This window comes from Nonomuraea sp. NPDC002799 (genome assembly GCF_053592075.1).
Map to the genome: position 1 here is coordinate 56955 of NZ_JBSFVA010000033.1, position 22563 is coordinate 79517.

The window sequence follows — 22563 nt, forward strand, 5'->3', positions numbered from 1 at the left end:
GATCATCGGGGGGTGTCGTGGATCAGTTCGTGCTGCTCATGCTGGTGCTGCTGGGCGCGCTGATCATGGTCCCGCTGGGTGACCGGCTGGGGTTGCCGTCGCCGGTGCTGATGACGGTGCTCGGCATCGTGCTGGCCATCCTGCCCTTCGTCCCCAACGTGGACATCCCGCCCGGCATCGTCCTGCCCCTGCTGCTGCCGCCGCTGCTGTACGCGGCGGTGCGGCGCACGTCGTGGCGGCAGTTCGCGGCGAACTGGCAGGCGATCTTCCTGCTGGCCGTGGCGCTGGTGTTCGTGACGACGGCGGCCGTGGCGGCGACGGCGCACGCGCTCGTGCCGGGGCTGCCGCTGGCGGCGGCCGTGGCGCTCGGGGCGCTGGTGGCGCCGCCCGACCCGGTCGCGGCCACGGCGGTGGCGGGGCGGCTCGGGCTGCCCCGGCGCATGGTGTCGCTGCTCGAAGGCGAGGGGCTGTTCAACGACGTCACGGCGATCGTGCTCTACCACGTGGCGATCGCGGCGGTGGTGACCGGCTCGTTCTCCTGGCCGGGGGCGCTCGCGGAGTTCGTGTTGTCGGCGGTCGTGGCGGTGCTGGTCGGGCTGGGGCTCGGCTGGCTCGGCGGGCGGCTGATGGCGCTGCTGGGCGATGCCACGCTGCAGGTCGGGCTGTCGCTGGTGATCCCGTTCGTCAGCTACGCGCTGGCCGACGAGCTGCGCGGGTCCGGGGTGCTGGCCGTGCTGACGTGCGCGTTCTATCTCAGCGATCGTATGTCGGACGCCGACGACGTGCTCGGCCGGTTCGCGGCGGCGACGTTCTGGCAGGTGGTCGACACGCTGGTGACGGGGGTGGCGTTCGGGCTGGTCGGGCTGGAGCTGCACGCCACGTTCGGCACCATTCACGGGGGGCTCGGCGAGGTGGTCGCCTGGAGCGCCGCCGTGGTGGCGGTCGTCGTCCTCGTCCGGCTGATCTGGCTGCTCCCGGCCGCGTGGCTGGCCAGGAAGGCACGGCGGAACGAGCGCGAGGACACCGAGATCCCGCACACCTGGCGCGAGACCATGGTGTTGTGGTGGGCGGGCATGCGCGGGGTGGCCACGGTGGCGCTCGCGCTCGCCATCCCGCTGGAGACCGATGCCGGGGCGCCGTTCCCGCACCGGCCGGTGCTCGTGTTCATGGCGTTCGCCGTCGTCCTGGTGACGCTGGTCGTGCAGGGGCTGACGTTGCCGTGGCTGGTCACGCGGCTGGGGGTCAAGGGGGACACCGCGGCCGAGCGGGAGCTGGAGAAGCAACTGGCGATCAGTGCCGCGAAGGCGGCCAAGCGGCGGTTGCGGGAGATCGACCAGGCCGAGGACCTGCCCGAGGACGTCATGGAGGTGCTGACCCGGCGGATGATGGATCTCGGCATGCGGATCAGCCCGGGGGCGGCCGACGAGGAGCGGCGGGAGGCGTTCGAGCGGCGGACGGAGCGGTTCAGGCTCATCAGGCGGGTGCAGGCGGAGATGATGTCCGCCGCCAGGCAGGCGGTGCTGGAGGCGCGGCGGGATCCGCGGGCCGATCCGGTCGTGGTGTCGCGGGTGTTGCGGGAGCTGGACGCCAGGAGCCTGAGATGAGTTCGTCCGCGTGGACACCACCTCGGAGGGGTAACGGTGTGTTACGGTTCGCGGCAAAGGGTAGTCAATGACTATGCTGCGCATCGGCACGTGGAGCTCGGCCGGATCGCTCGACGTCGTCGCCTGCGGATGGCACGACGGCGGCCCCGGGCAGGTCGAGACGGGCATCAAGCTCATCTACGGGATCGGCGGCGCGCTGCCGCGGCTTCCGGGGCTGCGTGCCGCCACCGAGGCCGCGCGGAGCGCCGAGGAGATCGCGCGGGCGCTGCTCCAGGGGCTCGACGTGGTGATCACCGCCCCGGGCTGCTGCCCGGCCGCGCCGGTGGTGGCGGCGGGCATATGGCACTACGGCTGGACCCGCGGCGACCTGGGCGCGCTGGCGGGGGCGACGGTGGCGGGGCTGGCGCTGGCGGCGCAGCGCGGGCCGTGCTGGGTCGAGATCTGCCGTGACGGGCGCGGCTCGCTGGCCGGCGACGTGACGGCGGCCGCCGTCCGCGCCCGGCTGGCCGCGCGTTTCTCCGGCGGCCGCTATCGCACGCCCGAGGTCACGGTCCCCCTGGAGTCGGTGCGCCTGAGCCAGGAGGCTCCGAGCAGGATCCGCATCGCCCCCTGCGCCGGCACCCGGTAGGCCCGCGCGCTGGGCCCGCCGGACGAAGGACGGCGCTCCTCTTGGTGTTCCGGCACGAATCCCGGTGGCCGCACCATGGCATACGGTCGCCAGTGGGTGTCCATGAGGAGAGGCGGCAGGGTGATCGCGGTCAGGGAGCTCCACGAGATCGCGGAGTTCGGGCGGCTCAACGCGCTGTTCGACGACATCTGGCATTTCGAGCCCGGCGACCAGCCCGTGACCGTCGAGGTGATGCGGGCGTTGTCGCACGCGGGTGGCTACGTGGCGGGCGCCTTCGACGGCGAGCGGCTGGCGGGCGGCTCGGTCGGGTTCCTGGCCGCGGGCAACGCCCTGCACTCGCACATCACGGGCACGCTCACGGGCCGGGGCGCCGGCGCGGAGCTGAAGTGGCACCAGCGGCGCTGGGCGCTGGAGCGCGGCCTGGACCGGATCACCTGGACCTACGATCCGCTGGTGCGCCGCAACGCCCACTTCAACCTGGCCAAGCTGGGGGCCCGGCCGCGGGAATACCTTCAGGGCTTCTACGGCCTCATGGAGGACGCGATCAACCAGGGCGACGAGTCCGACCGCCTGCTCACCGAGTGGCCGCTGCCGGCCCCCCACGTGGCGGCGCTGGCGCGGCGGGAGCCGTACGCCACGGCGCTCCCGGCCGACGCGGTCGTGGCGCTGGGCGACGAGGGCGGGCGGCCGGTCGCGGGGCCGGTGGACGCCCGTATCGTGCTGGTGGCGGTGCCCGCCGACATCGAGGGGTTGCGCGGGTCCGACCCGGGAACGGCGAAGGCGTGGCGGCACGCCGTCCGCGAGGTACTGGGCGGCCTGATGGCCGAGGGCCGCACGGTCACGGGGTTCGCCGGGAAGTCCTACTACGTTGTGGAGAGCTCGTGAAGATCACCGGAGTTGAGCTGCGCCGGATCGCGATGCCGCTGGTGGCGCCGTTCCGCACCTCGTTCGGCACCGAGACGGACCGTGACGTCCTGCTGGTGCGGGTCGTGACGCCGGACGCCGAGGGGTGGGGCGAGTGCGTGGCCATGAACGAGCCCCTCTACTCCTCCGAGTACACCGACGGCGCGGCCGAGGTGATCCGCCGCTTCCTGCTGCCCGCGCTGCCGAAGACCCTGGACGCCCAGGACGTCGGCCGCGCGCTCGCGCCGATCAAGGGCCATCGCATGGCCAAGGCCGCGCTGGAGACGGCGGTGCTGGACGCGCAGCTCAGGGCGGCGGGCGAGTCGTTCGGGCGCTTTCTCGGCGCGGCCGTCCCCCGGGTGCCGTGCGGGGTGTCCGTCGGCATCATGGACTCGATCCCGCGCCTGCTGGACGCCGTCGAGGGCTATCTGGACGAGGGCTACGTCCGCATCAAGCTGAAGATCGAGCCCGGCTGGGACGTCGAGCCGGTCCGGGCCGTGCGCGAGCGGTTCGGCGACGACCTGCTCCTCCAGGTCGACGCGAACGCCGCCTACACCCTGGGCGACGCCCGCCGCCTGGCCAAGCTGGACGCCTTCGACCTGCTGCTGATCGAGCAGCCGCTGGCCAACGACGACCTGGTGCAGCACGCGAGCCTGGCGCGGCTGCTCGCGACGCCGATCTGCCTGGACGAGTCGATCGAGTCGGCCGAGCACGCCGCCGCCGCCATCGCGCTCGGCTCCTGCTCGATCGTCAACATCAAACCGGGCCGGATCGGCGGCTATCTGGAGGCGCGGCGCATCCACGACCTGTGCCGGGCGAACGGGATCGCGGTGTGGTGCGGCGGCATGCTGGAGACCGGCATCGGGCGGGCGGCGAACGTGGCGCTGGCGGCGCTGCCGGGGTTCACGCTGCCGGGCGACACGTCGGGGTCGCGGCGTTACTACGCGAGGGACGTCACCGAGCCGTTCGAGCTGGTGGACGGGCATCTGGAGGTGCCGACGGGGCCGGGGCTGGGCGTGGAGCCGATCCCGTCCGTGCTCGACGAGGTCACCACCGGCACCGAGTGGATCGCCCTGTGAGCCGGGGCGCCGCCGCCTGCGCCGGGCGGCCCGTCGCTAGCGGCCCAGGATCCGCATCTGCAGCATCACCGTGAGCCGCGCGTCGGGGTCGGACAGGTCGAGCCCGCTGATCTGCACGAGGCGCCGCAGCCGGTAGCGGAAGGTGTTGGGGTGCACGTGCACCCGGGAGCAGGCCGCGTTGACGTCGCCGAAGGCGTCCAGGTAGGCCCGCAGCGTGGCGGTCAGCTCGGTGCCGTGCTCCGCGTCGTGGTCGAGCAGCCGCCGGTAGGGGCCGGTGGGCGTCTGCTCCTCGGCGGCGGCCACGTCGGCGACCTGGAGCAGGAGCGCCTCGAAGTGCACCTCCGCGTAGCCGGCGGCCTGGCCCGTGACCCCTCGGGAGCGCAGCACCCGCAGCGCCCGGTCGGCGTCGGCCCGTGACCTGGCGACCTGGGCGAGGTTGAGCGCCAGGCGGCCCACGCCGATGTCGGCGGCGTGCCGCGGGCCGACCCTGGCCAGGAAGCTCTCCGCGACGCGTACGGCGCGGGCCTCCTCCTCCCCCTGGCCTCCAGGCCCTCCCGGGCCTCCCGGGCCTCCTGGGCCTCCTGGGCCTGCCGGGCCTGCCGGGCCTGAGGCGTGCAGGGGCAGCACGGCGTAGGCGACGGAGCCGACGAGCGCGGCGGCGGCCTTGGGATGGATGGCGCCGACGTGCAGCGCGAGCGCGTCGCAGAAGCGCTGCCGATCGCTCTCACCGCGAGCGGGGTCGGCGGCGTCGGCGAGCTGGGCGGCCAGCACGCACAACCGGGTGGTGGCGACGCCGAGCCGCTCGGCCGCCTCGGCCGCGTCCGCGCCGCCGGCCAGCACGGTCGACAGCAGGTCGGCGTGGAGCCTGCGCCGGGTGTCGGCCCCCGCCCGCTCGCGCAGCAACCGCAGCGCCACGATCTTGGCGGCGTCGGTGAGCGCGCGCTCCCGCTGCTCGCTGAGCGGCTCGTGGACGGCGACCCAGATGGAGCCGAGGATCTCGTCGCCGCTGCGCACCGCCAGGGCGACCCGGTTGATCAGCGTGTCGTCGTCGAACTCGACGTAGATGGGCTCGCGGCTCTGGTAGAGCCGCTTGAAGACGCCCTGCTCGTCGAGCAGCCGCAGGTAGCGGTCGGGCACCTGACGACCGAGCACGGTGTGCACCCGGCCCTCGTCGGCCTCCTCCTGCCGCCCCGAGTACGCCAGCACCCGCGAGGAGCGGTCCTCGATCGTGACGGGCGCGTCGAGCAGCGCGCAGACGGCGTTGGCCAGCGCGAACAGGTCGCCCTGCGGCTCCTCCCCCGGCTCGGCCAGATCGCCCTCCGCCAGCAGGGAGCGCAGCAGCGCGGAGACCTGGGCCCAGGAGGCGGCCCTGGTGAGGCCGAGCACGGCCACACCGGTCTCCAGCACGCTCGCGCGCACCCGCTCGTCCACGGGCACGGGCAGCTTGACCACGACGGCCGCGGCGTCCGGAACCTGGGCGAGCAGGGCGCTGAGGTCGTCGGCGCGATGCATCCCGACGGCGAGCACGATCGCGCCGGGAGGCACGACCAGCTCGTCGAGGGGGTCGTGGATGTGCACGCCGGTGACCTCGGCGCCGAGGTCACCGGGGGAGGCCGCCACGTCGAGGACCGTGGTGCCGAGATCCTCCAGGATCCGGCCGAGGCTGGCACGCGGACGGTTCCGCATCCGATCACGATAGTCCACGGGAACCGGCCTCAGCGGAACCGCCCGGCCATGGTGCGCACGGCCGGGCCGGACGGCTTCCGCCGGGGGGAACCGCCCGGCCATGGTGCGCGTGGCCGGGCCAGACCGGAACCGCCCGGCCGTGGTGCGCCTGCGGCCGGCCTGGGCGGCTGCCGCGGGCGCACGCCGCCGGTCTCAGCCGGTCTTCGGGGTGGCGCGGGCGCCCAGGTGCACGTACGGGGACCCGTCGGGCAGCTCGTAGAAGACGACGGACGCCCAGTCGGGGTCGTCGGGCGACTTCCACACGAACGTGGCCTCGTCCACCGCCACCAGCGGGTTCTCCTCCGGCTTGTCCTGCAGGGCGGCCAGCGCTCCCGTGGCCTCGTACCGCATCCAGGGCACGCCGTCGCGGACGGACACCGTGAGCCGCGTCCCCGCCCGCTCGTAGAGCCCGGCGTAGCGCGCGGGATCCACCTCGACCGGCGTCTGCGGCGGCCCGAGCGGCGGCGGCGGGGTCAGCCCGTCCAGCTCGGCGAACAGCTCCGCCGCCAGGGCGCGGGTGAAGGCGTTGCTGTGGCCGCCGTTGGCGGTGGCGCAGACGATGGTGCCGGTCTCGGGCACGGCCCAGAGCATGGCGTGCTGGCCGATGGTGTTGCCGCCGTGGGAGATCACCCGCCGGCCGTCCCACTCGTCGAGGATCCAGCCGACGCCCCACTGGGGGCCCAGGGTGTAGGGGTTGGGCACGTCGGCCTGCGGCTCCCACATGGCCGCGGCATCGTCGAGCAGCCCGCCTTCGAGGTGGGCGCGGGCGAAGGCGACCACGTCGGCGGGCCTGGCGCAGATCAGCCCGGCCGGGCCCATCGCGCGCATGAGGCCCCACGCCGGCGCCGGCTTGCCGTCCTGGTGACCCATCGCGGCGCGGAAGCGCAGCACGTCCTCGGGCAGCGTCCAGGTGTGGGTGAGGCCCAGCGGCTCGGCGATCTCCTCCCTGATCACGTCGTCCCAGCGTTTGCCGGCCAGCCGCTCGACGATGCGGCCCGCGACGACGAACCCGGAGTTGCAGTAGGACTGGGTGGCGCCGAGCGGATGGCTCTGGATCAGGTCGGCGCAGGCCTCGACGTATTTCGCGACGCAGTCGTCGCCGCGCCCGGTGTCGATGAAGAGGTCGCCGTCGATGCCGCTGGTGTGGGAGAGCAGGTGCCTGATCGTGACGGTCTTGGTGACCTCCGGATCGGCGACCTTGAACTCCGGCAGCACGTCCGCCACCGGGGTGTCGAGCGTGAGCTCGCCCCGTTCGATCCTGCGCATGATCAGGGTGGCGGTCCACACCTTGGTGATCGAGCCGATCTGGTAGAGCGCGTCCGTGGTGGCCTCGACGCCGGTCGCGGTGTTGAGCGTGCCCGCGGCGAGCTCGTGCAGCTCCCCCTGGTGCAGGTACGCCAGGGCGGCGCCGGGCACCTCGTACTTCGCGATCAGCTCGGGGAGTCGCCGACCCATTGCTTCAGCCACGCGATGATCCTTTCGTTGTGGTCAGCGGCATGCCGCCACCGTAAGCCAGGATCCCCCGGTCATCTTCGGTCCGCCCGACGAACGACGGCCTTCCTGTTGTCCTGAGGACCAAGCCGGCCGCCCGGAATATCGTGTTGCGCCCCCGACGCCGACTCCCGCACCATAGACCTCATGTTCCTGCACGCACGCCACGCGACGCCCGCCATGCCGGGCGCCTTCGGGCCTGCCTGCGACGGCCTGGAGCGCTGACCTCTTCCCGTAAGTCCTTGAGAGTGACCCGGCGGGGGGAGGTCGACCGGCCCTGACGGGTCACACCATCTCCAGGTTCGAAGAGGGACGACCATGGCCAAGCAGGCCTACGTACGGAACAAGCCGCATCTCAACATCGGCACGATGGGGCACGTCGACCACGGCAAGACCACGCTGACCGCCGCGATCACCAAGGTCCTGGCGGAGCGGGGGCAGGCCACGTACACGCCGTTCGAGCGGATCGACCGCACCCCGGAGGAGGTCTCCAGGGGCATCACGATCAACATCTCGCACGTCGAGTACGAGACCGCCACCCGCCACTACGCCCACGTGGACATGCCGGGCCACGCCGACTACGTGAAGAACATGATCACGGGGGCGGCGCAACTCGACGGCGCGATCCTGGTCGTGTCCGCGCAGGACGGGATCATGCCGCAGACCAGGGAGCACGTCCTGCTCGCCAGGCGGGTCGGCGTGCGGCACCTGGTCGTGGCCGTCAACAAGGCCGACGGCGCCGACCCGGAGCTGACCGACCTGGTCGAGCTCGAGCTGCAGGACCTGCTCGCCGAGCACGGCTACCTCGGCGTGCCGATGGTCCGGGTGTCCGGGCTGCGGGCGCTGGAGGGCGACCCGGTCTGGACGGCGTCGGTCGAGGCGCTGCTCCAGGCGGTCGACGAGCACATCCCCGTGCCGGTCCGGTACGTGGACGCGCCGTTCCTGATGCCGGTCGAGAACGTGCTGACGGTCACCGGCCGCGGCACGGTCGTCACCGGCGCCATCGAGCGCGGCACGGTCCGGGTCGGCGACACGGTGGAGGCGGCCGGGTTCGGCGAGGGGTTCAGCGCCGTCGTGACGGGCGTGGAGACGTTCGGCAAGACGATGGAGCGGGGCGAGGCCGGCGACAACGCCGCCGTGCTGCTGCGCGGGGTGCGCCGGGAGCAGGTGCGGCGGGGCATGGTCCTGGCCGAGCCGGGCAGCCAGCGGGCCCGCACCTCGTTCACCGCCCGCGTCTACCTCCTCACGCCGGAGGAGGGCGGGCGGCGCGGGCCGATCGTGTCCGGGTACCGGCCGCAGTTCTACCTGCGCACCACCGACGTGCCAGGTGAGCTGACCCTCAGCGGGCCCGCGCGGCCGGGTGACACGGTGGAGGTGACGGTCGAGCTGGGCAAGGCGGTCGCGCTCGAGCCGGATCTCGGCTTCGCCATCCGCGAAGGCGGGCTGACGGTGGGCGCGGGCACGATCCTGACCGTGCCCGGCGCCTGACCGGGCCGCGACCGAGGCTCGAACAGGAGGCCGGGCCCCGCGCTGAGCGGGACCCGGCCTTCCGCCGTCAGGCAGGCGCCGCGCGTTACCCGGACTGCCGAGCCCGCCCGGTTCTCCAAGGTCAGGCAGGGGTGAAGCGGAGCTCGAAGGTGGTCCGCCGCGCCGTCAGGTCGTAGTGCGGCAGCGTGCCGGGCCCGCACGTGGCCGTGCCGATGCCCTGCTGGGCCAGGTCCAGGTGCAGGTGCACGCGGTCCCCCGCCACCAGGTCGGGCCGGTGGCGGGCGGCGGCCAGCTCGTCGGTGCTCCACCGGCGCGCGGTCATCCCGAACACCGGCGACCCCGACACCGTGAACACCCCGAACGAGGCCCACCGCACCTCGGCGCGGTGACCGTTCTCCTGCGGATAGACGTACGGCGTCTGCAGCTCCTCGACCGTGGCCGTCCAGCGGCCCACCCGAGCGGCCAGGCCCGTGTCCGGATACGCCTCCCCGGGCCCCCGCCCGAACCAGGTGACCCGTTCGACCGCGGTCCCCGGCAGCGTCATCGTGACGCCGAGCCGCGGGATCGGGTCCGGCCAGTCGCCGTCGGGCTCGATGTCCAGGCTCAGCAGCAGCCCGCCGTCCCCGGATCCGCGCCACCGGTAGGTCGCCTGCATCCCGAGGTCCGTGGCGGCCGGCGCGACCCGGGTGCGGACGGTCAGCCCGTCGCCGCCGGTCTCGACGGCGTCCACCCGGTGGGTCAGGCGGTGCAGGCCGAGGATGCGCCACCGCGTTTCCAGCCCGCCGTAGCGGTCGTTGTCGGTGGGCGCCCGCCACAGGTCGAGCCGGGGGCCTTCGACGTCCAGCCCGAACAGCCGCACGAGCCGTCCCGTCGCCGCGTCGAAGGTCGCCGCGTCCAGGGCGCGGGTCCCGACGGAGATCTCGCCCCGCTCGGGCACGAACGTGGCGACGACCGGCAGCCGGTCACCCACGTCACCGACGTACGGCCGGGCGCCGGCATCGTTGCCGTGCGGCCGGTCGGCAGCGTCACCGGCGGGTGGCCGGTCGGCAGCGTCGCCGGCGGGTGGCCGGTCGGCAGCGTCGCCGGCGGGTGGCCGGTCGGCAGCGTCGCCGGCGTGCGGCGACGGCAGCGGCGTCTGGCCCCACGCGACCTCGTGCCCGGCCGCCGCCCACGGCTGGTCACCCGCCAGCACCGCCCGCACGGTCAGCCACCGTTCCCCCGCGCCGCCGGGCGCGACGGGCAGCTTGACCTCGCCGCCTTCGGCGGCCACCGCCAGCCGGTGCTCGGTGACGGGCTCGCCCTCCTCCGCCACGGTCGCGACGAACTCCAGGTGGGACAGGTCGCTGAAGTCGTAGCCGTTGACGACCCGCACGACGCCGTCCGCGAACCCGAACCTGACCGGCTCGAACACCTTCTTCAGATCGGCCAGCCCAGGCGACGGCGTGCGGTCGGGGAACACGAGCCCGTCGATCACGAAGTTGGCGTCGTGGACGGGCTCGCCGTAGTCGCCGCCGTAGGCGTACTCGTGGCCGGGATGCGCCAGGCCGTGGTCGATCCACTCCCAGATGAAGCCGCCGGCCAGCCGCGGATGGCGCTCGAACAGCTCCTGGTACTCGGCCAGCCCGCCGGGCCCGTTGCCCATGGCGTGGGCGTACTCGCACTGCAGGAACGGCATCGCCCGCCGCCGCGCGTCCAGCTCAGGGTCGTCGAGGGGGGCCTCCTCGCGCCGGCCGATGGCCTCGACCTCGGCGTGCGAGGCGTACATGCGCGAGTAGACGTCGGTGTGCGCGCACGACAGGTCGCCCTCGTAGTGGAGGGGACGGGACGGGTCGCGCTCGCGCGTCCAGTCCGCCATGACGGCCAGGTTGCGGCCGACGCCGGCCTCGTTGCCGAGCGACCACATGATGACGCTGGGGTGGTTCTTGTCGCGTTCGACCATCCGGCGCATGCGGTCGAGCAGCGCGTCGGCGTAGCGGGGGTCGTCGGTGGGGTTGCCGCGCCAGCCGACCTGGCCGAAGCCGTGGGTCTCCAGGTCGCACTCGTCGATCACCCACAGGCCCAGCTCGTCGCACAGGTCGAGGAAGGCGGGGTGCGGCGGGTAGTGGCTGGTCCTGACGGCGTTGACGTTGTGCCGCTTCATCAGCAGCACGTCCTCGCGCATCGTCTCGTACGGGACGGCGCGGCCGTGCTCAGGATGGAACTCGTGCCGGTTGACGCCCTTGAGCAGCAGCGGGCGGCCGTTGGCCAGGAGCACGCCGTCGGCGATGGCGATCGTGCGGAACCCGACGCGCAGCCGCACCGACTCCTCGGGGCCGGTGACGACGGCGTCGTACAGGCGGGGCGTCTCCGCCGTCCACGGCTCCGCCTCGACCGTGACCTCCACGCCGGGCTCCAGGCCCGCGACGCCGAGCTCGGGGACGCTCAGCGTGCCGGGCCCGTCGAAGGAGAGCGTGCCGAGCCCGCCGGCCCAGGCGGCGCGCACGAAGACGTCGGCGGTCGAGCGGGTGAGCGTGACGTCGCGGAAGATCCCGGGCAACCACCACATGTCCTGGTCTTCCAGGTAGCTGGCGGCCGACCACTGGTGCACGCGCACGGCCAGCACGTTGCGTCCCGGCCGCAACCACGGCCCGGCGTCGAACTCGACGGGCAGCCTGCTGCCGGTCCAGAAGCCCAGCTCGTGGCCGTTCAGCCAGACGCGCGCGAAGGAGTCGGCGCCCTCGAACCGCAGCCGGCCGCCCGTCCAGCCCTCGGGCAGGTCGAACGCGCGCCGGTGGTCGCCCGTCGGGTTCTCGGTGGGGACGTGCGGCGGGTCCACGGGGAAGGGGTAGGCGACGTTCGTGTACGCGGGCGCGCCGTGGCCGTGCAGCGGCCAGTGGGACGGGACGGGCAGGTCGTCCCAGGCCGCGTCGTCGTAGTCCGGACGGGCGAAGTCGTCCGGGACGTTCGCGGTGGGTGAGAGGCGGAAGCGCCACGTCCCGTTGAGGTCGAGAGCGGGCGCGTCGGAGCGGAGATCCGCCCGGGGTTCGAGTCGCCCCGAACCGGGCGCGAAGGTTTCGAGATCCATCGTGGCCGAGCCTAAAGGTTCGCACGCGATTTAGGCAGGGATGTCGGTATCCGCGCTTTGATCCGGCGGGCGGAGCCGAATGGCTCAGGCGCGGCCGGCTCACCAGGCGCCAGGCTCACGTGTTCCTGGAGGAGGCGCTGGTGCGGCTGCCGGCGGACATCGTTCCGCTCGTGCTCGACGACGCCGCCAGATAGCCCGCCAGCAGGGCCTCGGCGACCGCGCCCACGCTCTCGTCGCCGGGCAGGAACGCGGGGCTGTGCAGCCCGGCCGCCGTGTCCACGCCCACGAACATCATCAGCGACGGTGCCACCTCTCCGTAACGCGCGAAGTCGTCGGCTCCGCAGGAGCGCAGGTCCTCGTCCACCGTCCAGCCCTGCTCGCGCAGCAGCGCCGCGGCCCCCGCCGCCAGGAGGGCATCGTTGACCAGCACCGGCTCGCCGGGCAGGATCGCCACCTCGGCCACGCATCCGTACGCCCTGGCCACGTCCTCCACGAGCTGCGTGAACCGGAAGTGCAGCTCCTCGCGCCAGCTCTGCTCCATCGTGCGCAGCGTGCCCCTGGCCACCGCCTCCCCGGGGACGGCGTTGGGCGTGGTGCCCGCGTTCACCATGCCGAACGTGACCACGGTCGGCACCATCGGGTCGGCGGCCCTGCTGACGAGCTGCTGGGCGGCCACGATCACCTGCGCCATGGTGGCGACGGGGTCGCGGGTGAGATGCGGGTAGGCGGCGTGACCCTCCGCCCCCTTCACGGTCACCCGGAACTCGTCGGACGCGGCGTTCACCGGGCCTGGCACGCAGGCCACGGCGCCCTCGGCGAGGACGGGCTGCACGTGGGCGCCGATCATGGCGCGGACGCGGTGGCGTTCGAGCACGCCCGAGGCGACGACGTCGAGGGCGCCGGACGGGAAGGTCTCCTCGCGCGGCTGCAACACCACGAGCAGCGGCCTCATCGGCCCGCCGGGCGCCGGGGGCGCGGCGGCGTCGAGGCGGGCCAGGGCGCGGGCCAGCGCGACGGTGGCGGCCAGGTGGACGTCGTGCCCGCAGGCGTGCATCGCCCCGTTGACCGAGGCCCACGCCACACCCGTCCGCTCGGCGATCGGCAGCGCGTCCAGCTCCCCGCGCACCCCCACCGCCGGTCCCGGTCCACCGATCCGCACCACCGCGCCGGTCCCCGCCACGTGCTCGGCCGCCCCGCCGGGCAGCGCGTCGAGCACCCGTTTGAGCGTCGGCCCCTCCTGGCCCGACACGCGCGGCGCCGCGTGCAGCTCCCGCCGCAGCGCCTGCGCGGCGGGCAGCTCCAGGTGCAGGGCCGCCCTCAGGGCCGTCTCCGAGAACGCGCGGCCATCCCATGCTCCGCTCACGCGACGGCCCCCAGACCGTAGACCCGGCGCGCGTTCCCGACGCCGGTCAGCGCGGCCACGTGCAGGGCCTGCGCGATGGACCACTCCCCCTCGGCCACGAACCCGCCCAGCACCCGCGCCATCGCCCGCCGCCACAACACCGCTCCGAGGTGGTGCAGCTCGGCGGGCCCCCAGGCGTCGGAGGAGAAGAGCACCTTCGCGAACGGCGCCACCTCCAGGCTCTCCGCCACCAGCGCCGCGCCGCGCGCCCCCGAGTGGTTCACGGCCAGGCCCACGTCGAAGTAGACGTTCGGATACGCCTGCGCGAGGAACCCGGCCTGGCGGTGGTACGGATAGCAGTGCAGCAACATCAGCGGCACCCCGGTGGGCTCGGCCAGCTCGATCAGCCCGCGCAGCCGCAACGGGTCGGAGCGCCGCAGGTCCACGTCAGGATCCCCGAACCCGACGTGCAGTTGCAGCGGCAGCCCGCGGTCGATCCCGGTCCAGATGAGGTGCCGCAGCACCACGGGGTCCGCCAGCCGCCCGCCCCCTGCCGCCAGCCAGCGCCCGGCCGCCTGGGCGACCTCCCCGGCGCCCGGCCGCCCGGGATCGAAGTCGAAGCCGTAGCGGTAGGCGACGATGCTCTTCAGGCCGCGCGCCGTCCGCGTGCGCTCCCACAGCGCCTCGGCGTACCGGCCGGCGAACTCCTTGGCCGCGCACCCGCTCGCGGCCACCTGCTCGGCCACCGCCTCCAGCCGTACGATCTCGTCGGCCGGCACCCCGCTCACCTCGGCCATGCCGGACGGCCCGAGCAGCTCCTCGCCCCGGTAGCCGGTCTCCACCAGGAAGTGCCCGGCACCGGCGGCGCCGAGCAGCCGCCGGTTGACCTCGTCCACGCCGAGCCTGGTGCGGCGGGCCAGGTACGCCTCCGGTGAGCAGTGCGGTTCGAGGCCGAGCACGGGCGCGCAGTGGCGCAGGATCGCGTAGCCGACCTGGGAGTCGAACTGGGTCATCCAGCCGGGGACCGGCCGGTCCGACTCGGTGATCATCTCCTCGAACGCCGTGCGCGACAGGTCCCGCGTCGAGGCCCCGTGCACGTGGTGGTCGATCAGCGGCAACGCGTCGATGGCGTCGGCGAGCCCGCTGGGCACCAGATCGAGCTCCATGGACATCCGCACTCTCCTCACAGGGCCCTCGGGCAGGCCCTCAAGTGACTTTGCCCCGCCCGCCCCGAGGAACACCCCCGAAACGGCCCACCACCCCACCCGAAACGGCCCAAGCCATCCGAAACCGACCCAGCCCGCCACGCGAAACGGGCCCCGCGCCGGAGCGCGGGGCCCGTGAGCACGACCAGGTCAGGCGGCGGCCTTGGCGCTCACCGCCACCGCCGCCTGCTCGGTGACGCCGCTGACCGTGACGGCCACCGTCACCTGCCCCGCGCGCAGCGCCGTCAGGGTGCCCGTCGCGGGATCGAGCACGGCCACGTGCCACGGCTTGGCGCTCTGCCGGGTGCCGACGTGCAGGTTCGGGGAGCCGGACCAGGAGGCCGACACCGGGTACGCCACGGGAACCGTCCTGGTCCCCTGCTGGACCGAGGCCGTCACCGTGGCCGGCGTGCCGACGGCGACCGAGGCGGGCGCCGTGAGCGTGAGGGCGTCCACGTGCGGGCGCACCTGCGTGCCGATCCAGTCGGGCGCGTCGGCGAACCAGTTGCGTTTGACGTGCTCGGCCTCGGCCGGGGTCACCGGGTCGACACCCCACAACGACCAGCCGGTGAAGCCGCCGTCGTCGGCCGCGGTCGCGGGGTTCTTGCCGGAGTTGCCGTTGATGAAGTACGGCACCGCGTCCACGTGCGAGGCGTGGAACGTCCCCACGTGCGCCCCGATGTAGGCCGCGCCCTTGCCGGTGGTGCGCTGGAAGTCGGCCAGCCAGCCCTCGACCAGCGCGGCCTCCTTCCGGTCGCCGAGCTGGCTGCCCTTGCCGGGCGTCGGGTCGCGCGGCGGCACGTGGAAGAGCACCGTGACGGACCCGATGGAGGCGTCCTCGGCGGCCTTGTCCAGCTCCGAGCGGAGCAGGGCGACCTGGTCGTACCCGCCGCCCCTGAGGTTCAGGCGGGAGGTGTCGAGGGTGATGAAGCGGGTGCCCTTGTGGTCGAAGGTCTGGTACGTGTCGCCGAAGACCGCCCGGAAGTTGTCGATCTTGCCGCCCATGACCTCATGGTTGCCGGGAATGTAGCGATATTTCACGGAATCGCCAATTTCCTCGTCGAGGATCCGCTTGGCCAGCGCGAAGTCCTCCGGCGACGCCTCGTCCACCAGGTCGCCGTTGATCAGCAGGAAGTCCGGCTGGGCCGCCTTGATCTCCCGCAACGTGCGGCGCGCGTTCTTGACGATGTCGCTGTCCGGCTCCCTGGCCACGAACTGCGCGTCCGACATGACCGCGAACCGCCACGGCATCGTCGCCACCCCGGCCTTGACCACCGGATCGGCGACCTTGGCGGCGGGGGGCGCCGACACCGACGGCGGCACCTTGGCGACCAGCCCGTCGATGAGGATCTCGTTGGTGTACTTCACGTCGGCCTTGGTCTCGGCCACGTAGAAGCGCCGCAGCTTGAGCGGGTAGTTGACGCCCGCGGGCACCGCGAACTCGACGTACTTCCAGCCGGTCCACGTCATGTACGGGCCGCGCAGGATCTGCGACTGGCCGAGCGCGTCGTAGAACTCCAGGCTCGGCCACTCCCCCTTGCCGGTGGAGTTGATCCACAGGCCGAACGCCTGCGGCTGCCCGTCCACCACGATCTGCTGCGGCGGGCCGGCGTAGGCGGCGCGGGTGGCGGTGGAGGTGGTGAAGTCGTAGGACAGCTTGAGGCCGCCCCCGCTCTGCCCGGGCGCGGCCGACAACGAGCCGGTGGCGCGGGCGGCGGCGAAGGTCCACGAGGCCGCGTTCTCGAAGTCGGCGACCGGCTTGGCCTCGGAGCCGACGGTGACCGGCACGGCGGTGGTCAGCTTGCCGACCTTGGCGGTGATCAGGCCGGAGCCGGTGGCCTGCGTGGCCTTGACGGTGAAGGAGCCGTGCTCGGCGGCGGTCACCTCGAAGAGGCTCTTGTCGTAGTCGAGGGTGAGGTCGTCGGGCTCGATCGGCGCGGAGTTGCCGTTGCGGTCGTAGCCGACGACGCCGAACGTGGCCGTCCCGTCCGCGCCCGCCATGCCGAGCCGGTCGGCGGTGGTGCCGAGCCGTTCCAGGGGCTGCAGGACGGTCAGGCCGAGGGTGCCCTTCGCGCCGCCGCGCGAGGCGGTGACGGTGCTCTCGCCGGGCACCAGCGCGTGGAAGCGGCCGTTCCTGACCACGCCGTGGATGGCCGGGGCGGCCCGCCAGGACGGGGTTCCGGCGGCGGGGCCGTAGGTCTCGTCGTATCCGGCGGCGGTCAGCCGCCTGGTGAGGCCGGGGAAGACGCGCTCGGGGCGGCCACCGGTGACAGGCCCGACGCCGGCCGCCTTGGCGGGGTCGGTCGCGGTCTCCAGCCAGTAGCCCTTGAGCTTGCCGCTGCCCTCCGGCGCGTAGAGCGCCAGGCCGTTGGGGACGTGCCGCTCGCCGCCGTCGGAGGGGCTGTTCTCCACCTGGACGTCGGCGGCGCCGGGCTCGCGGGCGAGCATGGTGGAGGAGCCGCCGCCGTCGAGGTTGAGTGCGTCGGCGGCGCCGAGCTCGACCATCATGCCGGCGAGCTCGTTGAGCGTGACGCCGCGGCTGTCGGCCTGGCGGCCGTCCACGGTCAGCAGGTACATCTTCCGGCCGTCGGCGGAGAACCCGACGGCGGTGCGCGGGTGCGCGGCCGGGTCGGCGGAGTTCTGCACGGCGCCGTCCTTGACCAGCACCCAGTTGCCGCCGACGGCCGCCTTGACCGTGCTTCCGTCCGACGGCTTGGGCCGGTACTTCACCTCGACGCGGTCGCCGGCCTTCAGCGCCGACAGCGCGCTCGCCCCGGCGTCCCGGCCGAGCAGCACCGTGGTCCCGGCCGGGATCGGGCCGGTGCCCGCGGCCGTGCGTACCTCGGAGACTACGCCGTCCACCAGGACGACCTCGGCGACGGACGTGGCGCCTTCGACGGCGCGGGCCCGGTTGTAGGAGCCCCACAGCGGCGTGAACAGCCCGACGCCGCCGCCCTGCACGATCTGGTTGAACTGGGTGAGCACGATCGGCGATCCGCCCGACGGGGTGGCGCTGCCCTCGAAGTACATTTTGAGCACGCGCCCGACGCCGTCCCCGGTGACCGCGACCGCGTTCTCGTGCCCGGCCACGGGCGACTGGACGAGCGTGCCGTCCTGGACGCCGATGCCCTGGGCGGCGCCGGAGCTGTTGATGTCGAAGAAGTCGCCGTTGACGGCCGCCACGGCGTGCGAGCGCTTGGCCGGCCCGGACAGCGGCTCGGTCTTGGACACCTCGCCGGAGAACACGTAGTCCGCCTTGGCGCCGCCGAGGTCGGCGGTGACCGCGTCCGCGCGCAGCCAGCCGAGCGCGTCATAGGTGTCGAACGAGGTCAGCGAGATGCCCGGCGCCACCGGCCGGGTCCTCTTGGCCGTCTCCAGCTTCTGCCCCGCCTCTTGGGCGAGCAGGGTGGAGGGCGGCGGGTAGGAGGACGCCTCGATCGCGTCCTCCGCGGGGGGCGTGGGATCGGCCTGCGCGGGCAGGGCGAGGGGCCCTAAGACGAGCGCCGCGGCGGCCAGAAAACGGAGGGTCTGCACGACCGAACTCAATCGCTCGTGGATATAACTTTCAAGACCATGGAGTGAACTAAAAGATAATTTCAGATCGTGCGCGTCCCGCCCCTAGCTCACGACGACGTCGCCCTGGCGACCACGCTTGCGTTCCCGAGGGGCTCGTCCTCCTCCGGTGAGCGCACCCCGGCGTACAGCACCAGCGGCACCGCCAGCGCCACCGCCATGGACAGCACGGCGGTGCCCGAGTCGTTGACCAGCATGCCGACCACGCCGCTGACCAGCGCCCCGATGAGCCCCGCCCGCAACATGGGCGCCCGCGCGAACGCCCGCGGCACGATGCCCGCGCTGATCTGCCCCGGCCGCAGCACCGCGAAGATCAGGAAGGCCAGGCCGGCGATGACGATCGGCATGAGGTTCGGCGAGAGCATGGTGTGCAGCATGGCGCCCAGCTTGCGCCCGATCATCGGCAGGAAGGTCCCGTCGGCCACCTGCCCGGCGAACCTGCCCAGGTGCGTCTGCGACTGCGGCGGACGCAGGTGGTCGAACACCGCGATCACCGACACCGCGACCCCGCCCAGCACGCAGAACCCGGCCAGCTTCACGATCGAGACCCGCTGCCCCGCGACGAGCAGCGCGGTGACGGCGATGCCGGGCACGAACGCGATCACGCCGCCGAAGTCGCTGCCGATGCCGGGCCAGCCCGCCAGCAACATCGCGGTCACCCCGAGCCCCGCCACCCCGGCCACGGCGGCGCGCCGGCGCCCGGCGCGCACCAGGTGCTCCGCCGCGACGGCCGTGCCCATGAGCACGGCGGTGGCCAGCAGCGCGAACGGGATGTTCGCCAGCCCGTAGTAGCGCCCGCCGACCACGGCCGTGTAGCCCATCAGGCTGTCGAACTGCAGCGTCGTCCCGGTCAGCAGGTCGCCGACCAGGACGGCGGCGGTGGTCGCGGCCACGGCGGCGGGCGGCCCGAGCGGGTCGCGCCGCCACGGGCCGAGCAGCGCGGCGCAGGCGATGACGGCCGTGCACCCGAGCACCCCGCCGACGAGGGTCACCACCGGGTACGGGCCGCGCTCCCACGGCAGCAGGTTCACCACGTACGTCGAGACGGGCACCGAGGCGAGCACGATGGCGGCGACCCCGATCGCGCCGAGCCGCCGCCGCCGGGAGAGCAGGAGGTAGGCGAGGGCGTAGAAGGCCACCTGGACGATCGCGAAGGCGGTGAAGAAGATCCCGGTCGCCCCGCGCACGGTGGTCCCCGCCAGGTCGTCCCTGCGCAGGTCGGCGGGGGTGGTCGGGTCGCCGAGCCGCCACGGCAGCCCGATCATGGTCGCGGGCGTGGCGATGCCGGCGGCGGTCAGGATCGTGGGCGTGATGTCGGGCAGCACCACGATGTCCGCGCGCCGGGTCGAGTTCGCGCCGATGGACGGCCCGGAGACCGCGCCGGTCGCGGGGGCGGCCGCGCCCGCGCGCCGCCACATCGCCACCCGCAGGTGCGGCACGGCGCCGTGGTCGCCGATCCCGGCGAGCACGATCTCGGTGTCCGCGGGCAGCTTGGCCAGCGCCGCGCCCACCTGGGCGTCGGCCTGGCGGGCCAGCGCCCGGCGCCGCTCCGCGGCGATCGGCTCGGCCTCCTGCGGCAGCCGGTCGTCCACCAGGTACGGCTCGACCAGCGTGGCGACGTCCACGGCCAGCACCCGGCAGGACGACCAGTCGGCCAGCCCGTCCAGCTCGCCGGCGTAGAGGTCGACCTTGCCCTCCCGGTCGGCCAGGGCCAGCGCGGCCCCTCTCCCGACGGCGGCTGTGCACTGCCCGGCGGCGTGCACGGCCGTCCCGAGCGCGCCGGCGTAGGCGCCGTCGGTGGTCCGCGACAACTCGCCGACCTGGGGAACGACGGCGCCCTGTCCCCGCGTGACCGGCTCGGGCGGCAGCCCGCACCGGTGCCCCACGGCCGCGCGCACCCCGGACGACACGGTCAGCCAGCCGTCGTACGGGCAGGTCACGGTGCCGACGGCCTTGACCGACACGGACCCGAGCCCGCTCTGCCCGGCCAGCCGCCACAGGTGGGGTGTGCCGGCGGGGTCGACGTCCGCCCACATCAGTCCCGGCACCCCGATGAACGCCACCCGTCCCCCGGCGTCCTCCTGGACCGCCCGCGCGGGCGAGGCCCCCCACCACAGAGCCGGAACCGCCAGGAAGAGCAGCACCCACCGCACCGTCGACCCCCCGCTTGTTGGGAAACGCCCGAAACCCTACACGCCGGGGCGGCTCAGGCGGCGGGTTTGACGGTGATCAGCCGCTCCAGCGCCTCGTCGTAGGGCGGGCAGAGCCAGTAGTCGGAGTGCCAGTGCGCCTCCGGCAGCGGCTCGCCGAGGCGGGGCCTGGGCGGATCCCAGCAGAACAGGTCCACCCCCGCCCGCTGGTCGGCGGCGGCGAGCGGGTCGGTGCGCGCGAAGACGGGGCCGCCGATGGGATCGCTGAGCCGGTAGAGGTTGTACCAGGGGACGGCCTCCCGCACCGCCGCCAGCCCGGCCGTGCCGAAGTAGGCGGGGAAGTACGCGGCGTACAGGCGGCGCAGCGGCGAGCCGTGGGTGAGCAGCCGCACGCGCCGCCGCAGCTCGGGCCCGAGCTGCGGCACCAGCGCGGCGACGATGACGCTGCCCTGGCTGTGCCCGGACAGCACGACCTCGTCGCGGTCGGTCGCGGCCAGCGTGCCGACCCGGGCGATCAGCTCGGGGATGACGCGCTCGGTGTAGCAGGGCGGCGAGAGCGGATGAATGGCCCGGGGCCAGAACGTGCAGACGTCCCACAGGATCCCGACGGTCCTGCGCAGCCCGGTGTCGCTGTACGTGCGGCGGCCGAGCAGCACCAGCCCCACGGCGATCGCCGTCATGGCCCAGCTCCCCATGGTGGCGAGCAGCCCGCCGACCCCGCCGTCCGGGGTGAACAGTTCGAACCGGTAGATCACGGTCACCGCGGCGAACCCGGTCACCCCGATGCCGGTGAGCACCCCCAGCACGAGCCCGGCGCGGTCGGTGAGCGAGGCGAGCGCCCAGATCCCGGCGACGGCGGCGGCGTCGTCACGCTGGCCGTAGCAGGGCTTCAGCTCCGGGGCGAGCCGGGCCGCGACCCGCCGCCGGATCACGTAGAGGGCGACCGCCAGGGCGGCGAGCCCCACGGCGATCAGCGGCACCAGGGCGGCCGTCCACCAGATCGGATCGTCGAGGTAGAGCTTGTGACCGACCGGCCCCGGGTCGGCGGAGGTGCCCGGCACGCCGAAGAACGTGGCCGTCCAGAACAGCAGGCCGAGCGCCAGCACGTTCGCGCTGCCCGCGGCCACCATCAGCACGAACCAGGCGGCCGCCCCGCCCATCGCCCGCCGCTCCAGCGGATCCCCCTCGCGCCGGTCCATGCGGGCCAGCACGCAGGTGGCCACCAGGATGAACAGCCCGATCCCCAGCGTGAGCACGAACTGGAACGCTCCAAAACCGGCGCCGGGAAGGTGCCGCACGGTCGAGGTGGCCGGCATCCCGGCCAGCGCCAGCACGATCGTGGCCAGGAACACCAGCGGCGCCGCCACCCGCAGCACCTGGCAGGCGAACGTGGGCCAGACCGGGACCCGCTCTCCGGGGCGCGGATCCACCCGCCGGGCCAGGCACGGCAGCACCACCAGCACGACGGTGGCGAGCTGGACGCCCCCGTTGGCCACGGTCAGGACGAGCCCGGCGGGGCCGCCGGCGAACGGGGCGGACACCGCCAGCCCGATGGAGGCGATCGAGAAGCTGACGTGCACCACCCGCAGCCGCCACACCGGCGCGCCGCCGTGCCACAGGCGCGACCGCGCCAGCAGCGGGCCGCTCCGCGCGGCGAAGTCGGACGGGGCGACCGTCCGCTCGTCACGGTGCCAGGTGCGCCGGGCGGCCCACCACAGCAGGACGACGACCATCAGCGGCACGAGCGCGGTGATCGCCAGCCGCTTCGACGGCTCGCCGCCCCACATCGTGCCCAGCCAGCGCACCCACACCGACGCCGTCTCATAGGTGCAGGCCCGGCCCGCGGCGGTGCACTGCCAGCCGATGAGATCGACGCTCGCCCTGGTGACGGCGCCGATGAGGATCCCGGTGAGCAGCAGGCCGAACAGCCGCTGCGCCGCCTCGATCGTGTGCCGCAGCCGGACCCCGGCCGCCGGTCTCGGCAGCATGAAATAGGACAGGTTGGCCAGCGAGAACGGCAGCAGGAGCAACCACAACGCGATCGTCCTGCCGCCGGAGGTGAGCTTGCCCCAGGCGTAGGCCTCCCGGTGGCGGACGCCCGGCACGTCCGCCTGGTCGCCCGTCGGCCTCCCGCCGGCCCACCAGCGCCGGTAGAACCCGGTGGTGCCGTCGCCGGCGACCAGGCGGGGATGCGGATGGTTGAGCATGCCGGCCGGCGGGCTGCCCGAGACGCCGTGCACGCGCAACTCGGTCACGCCCGCACAGGTCTCGTCGATGAATCCGTCCATGTGACCATGATCTGACCAAGACC

General features: G+C 73.8%; 13 protein-coding genes. 5 read left to right on the forward strand and 8 right to left on the reverse strand.

The window, feature by feature from the left end; genetic code table 11:
- The first annotated feature begins 17 nt into the window (after positions 1-17).
- The 4 genes from ACWD0F_RS40255 (at position 18) to menC (ending at position 4214) form a co-directional block, all read left to right on the forward strand.
- On the forward strand, positions 18-1604 hold the full coding sequence (locus ACWD0F_RS40255) for a Na+/H+ antiporter (RefSeq protein ID WP_449886208.1): 1587 nt from the start codon (positions 18-20) through the stop codon (positions 1602-1604).
- 67 nt (positions 1605-1671) lie between these two features.
- A complete protein-coding gene (locus ACWD0F_RS40260) occupies positions 1672-2232 on the forward strand; it encodes an acyclic terpene utilization AtuA family protein (RefSeq protein WP_449886211.1) in 561 nt (186 codons plus the stop codon).
- Positions 2233-2352: 120 nt separating this feature from the next.
- Positions 2353-3117: a GNAT family N-acetyltransferase gene (locus ACWD0F_RS40265; RefSeq protein ID WP_449886212.1), complete on the forward strand. Its 765-nt coding sequence runs from the start codon at positions 2353-2355 to the stop codon at positions 3115-3117.
- A complete protein-coding gene (gene menC, locus ACWD0F_RS40270; RefSeq protein WP_449886215.1) occupies positions 3114-4214 on the forward strand; it encodes an o-succinylbenzoate synthase in 1101 nt (366 codons plus the stop codon). Before ACWD0F_RS40265 ends, menC begins: the two co-directional genes overlap by 4 nt.
- 36 nt (positions 4215-4250) lie before the next feature.
- On the opposite strand, the gene ACWD0F_RS40275 is transcribed toward menC, so the two are convergent.
- Positions 4251-5900, reverse strand: coding sequence for a PucR family transcriptional regulator (locus tag ACWD0F_RS40275; RefSeq protein ID WP_449886217.1), 1650 nt, complete (start codon positions 5898-5900; stop codon positions 4251-4253).
- A 192-nt stretch (positions 5901-6092) separates the two neighbouring features.
- Complete coding sequence (locus tag ACWD0F_RS40280; protein WP_449886220.1) at positions 6093-7406, reverse strand: serine hydrolase domain-containing protein; 1314 nt, start codon at positions 7404-7406, stop codon at positions 6093-6095.
- A gap of 342 nt (positions 7407-7748) precedes the next feature.
- Here ACWD0F_RS40280 and tuf point away from each other — a divergent pair, with 342 nt between their 5' ends.
- Positions 7749-8918, forward strand: a complete 1170-nt coding sequence (gene tuf, locus ACWD0F_RS40285; protein ID WP_449886222.1) for an elongation factor Tu — start codon at positions 7749-7751, stop codon at positions 8916-8918.
- 121 nt (positions 8919-9039) lie between these two features.
- Here the strand turns inward: tuf and ACWD0F_RS40290 are convergent, their stop codons facing one another.
- From ACWD0F_RS40290 to ACWD0F_RS40315, 6 genes are all read right to left on the reverse strand, one after another.
- A complete protein-coding gene (locus ACWD0F_RS40290) occupies positions 9040-11982 on the reverse strand; it encodes a glycoside hydrolase family 2 TIM barrel-domain containing protein (RefSeq protein WP_449886225.1) in 2943 nt (980 codons plus the stop codon).
- Positions 11983-12097: 115 nt separating this feature from the next.
- Positions 12098-13345 carry a M20 metallopeptidase family protein gene (locus ACWD0F_RS40295; RefSeq protein ID WP_449886227.1) on the reverse strand — a complete coding sequence of 416 codons (1248 nt, stop codon included), beginning with the start codon at positions 13343-13345 and terminating at the stop codon, positions 12098-12100.
- Complete coding sequence (locus ACWD0F_RS40300) at positions 13342-14496, reverse strand: amidohydrolase family protein (RefSeq protein ID WP_449886229.1); 1155 nt, start codon at positions 14494-14496, stop codon at positions 13342-13344. The genes ACWD0F_RS40295 and ACWD0F_RS40300 overlap by 4 nt, the downstream gene beginning before the upstream one ends.
- A 183-nt stretch (positions 14497-14679) precedes the next feature.
- Complete coding sequence (locus ACWD0F_RS40305) at positions 14680-18063, reverse strand: phosphodiester glycosidase family protein (RefSeq protein WP_449886231.1); 3384 nt, start codon at positions 18061-18063, stop codon at positions 14680-14682.
- A gap of 89 nt (positions 18064-18152) precedes the next feature.
- On the reverse strand, positions 18153-20246 hold the full coding sequence (locus ACWD0F_RS40310; RefSeq protein WP_449886234.1) for a hypothetical protein: 2094 nt from the start codon (positions 20244-20246) through the stop codon (positions 18153-18155).
- 62 nt (positions 20247-20308) lie between these two features.
- Positions 20309-22540, reverse strand: coding sequence for a hypothetical protein (locus tag ACWD0F_RS40315; protein WP_449886235.1), 2232 nt, complete (start codon positions 22538-22540; stop codon positions 20309-20311).
- Positions 22541-22563: the final 23 nt, after the last annotated feature.

What these genes read in the sequence shown, in the direction of transcription:
- ACWD0F_RS40260 (WP_449886211.1), top strand. Translation starts at nt 1,672, where the DNA reads ATGACTATGCTGCGCATCGGCACGTGGAGCTCGGCCGGATCGCTCGAC.
- ACWD0F_RS40275 (WP_449886217.1), bottom strand. Translation starts at nt 5,900, where the DNA reads ATGCGGAACCGTCCGCGTGCCAGCCTCGGCCGGATCCTGGAGGATCTC.
- tuf (WP_449886222.1), top strand. Translation starts at nt 7,749, where the DNA reads ATGGCCAAGCAGGCCTACGTACGGAACAAGCCGCATCTCAACATCGGC.
- ACWD0F_RS40290 (WP_449886225.1), bottom strand. Translation starts at nt 11,982, where the DNA reads ATGGATCTCGAAACCTTCGCGCCCGGTTCGGGGCGACTCGAACCCCGG.
- ACWD0F_RS40300 (WP_449886229.1), bottom strand. Translation starts at nt 14,496, where the DNA reads ATGTCCATGGAGCTCGATCTGGTGCCCAGCGGGCTCGCCGACGCCATC.
- ACWD0F_RS40315 (WP_449886235.1), bottom strand. Translation starts at nt 22,540, where the DNA reads ATGGACGGATTCATCGACGAGACCTGTGCGGGCGTGACCGAGTTGCGC.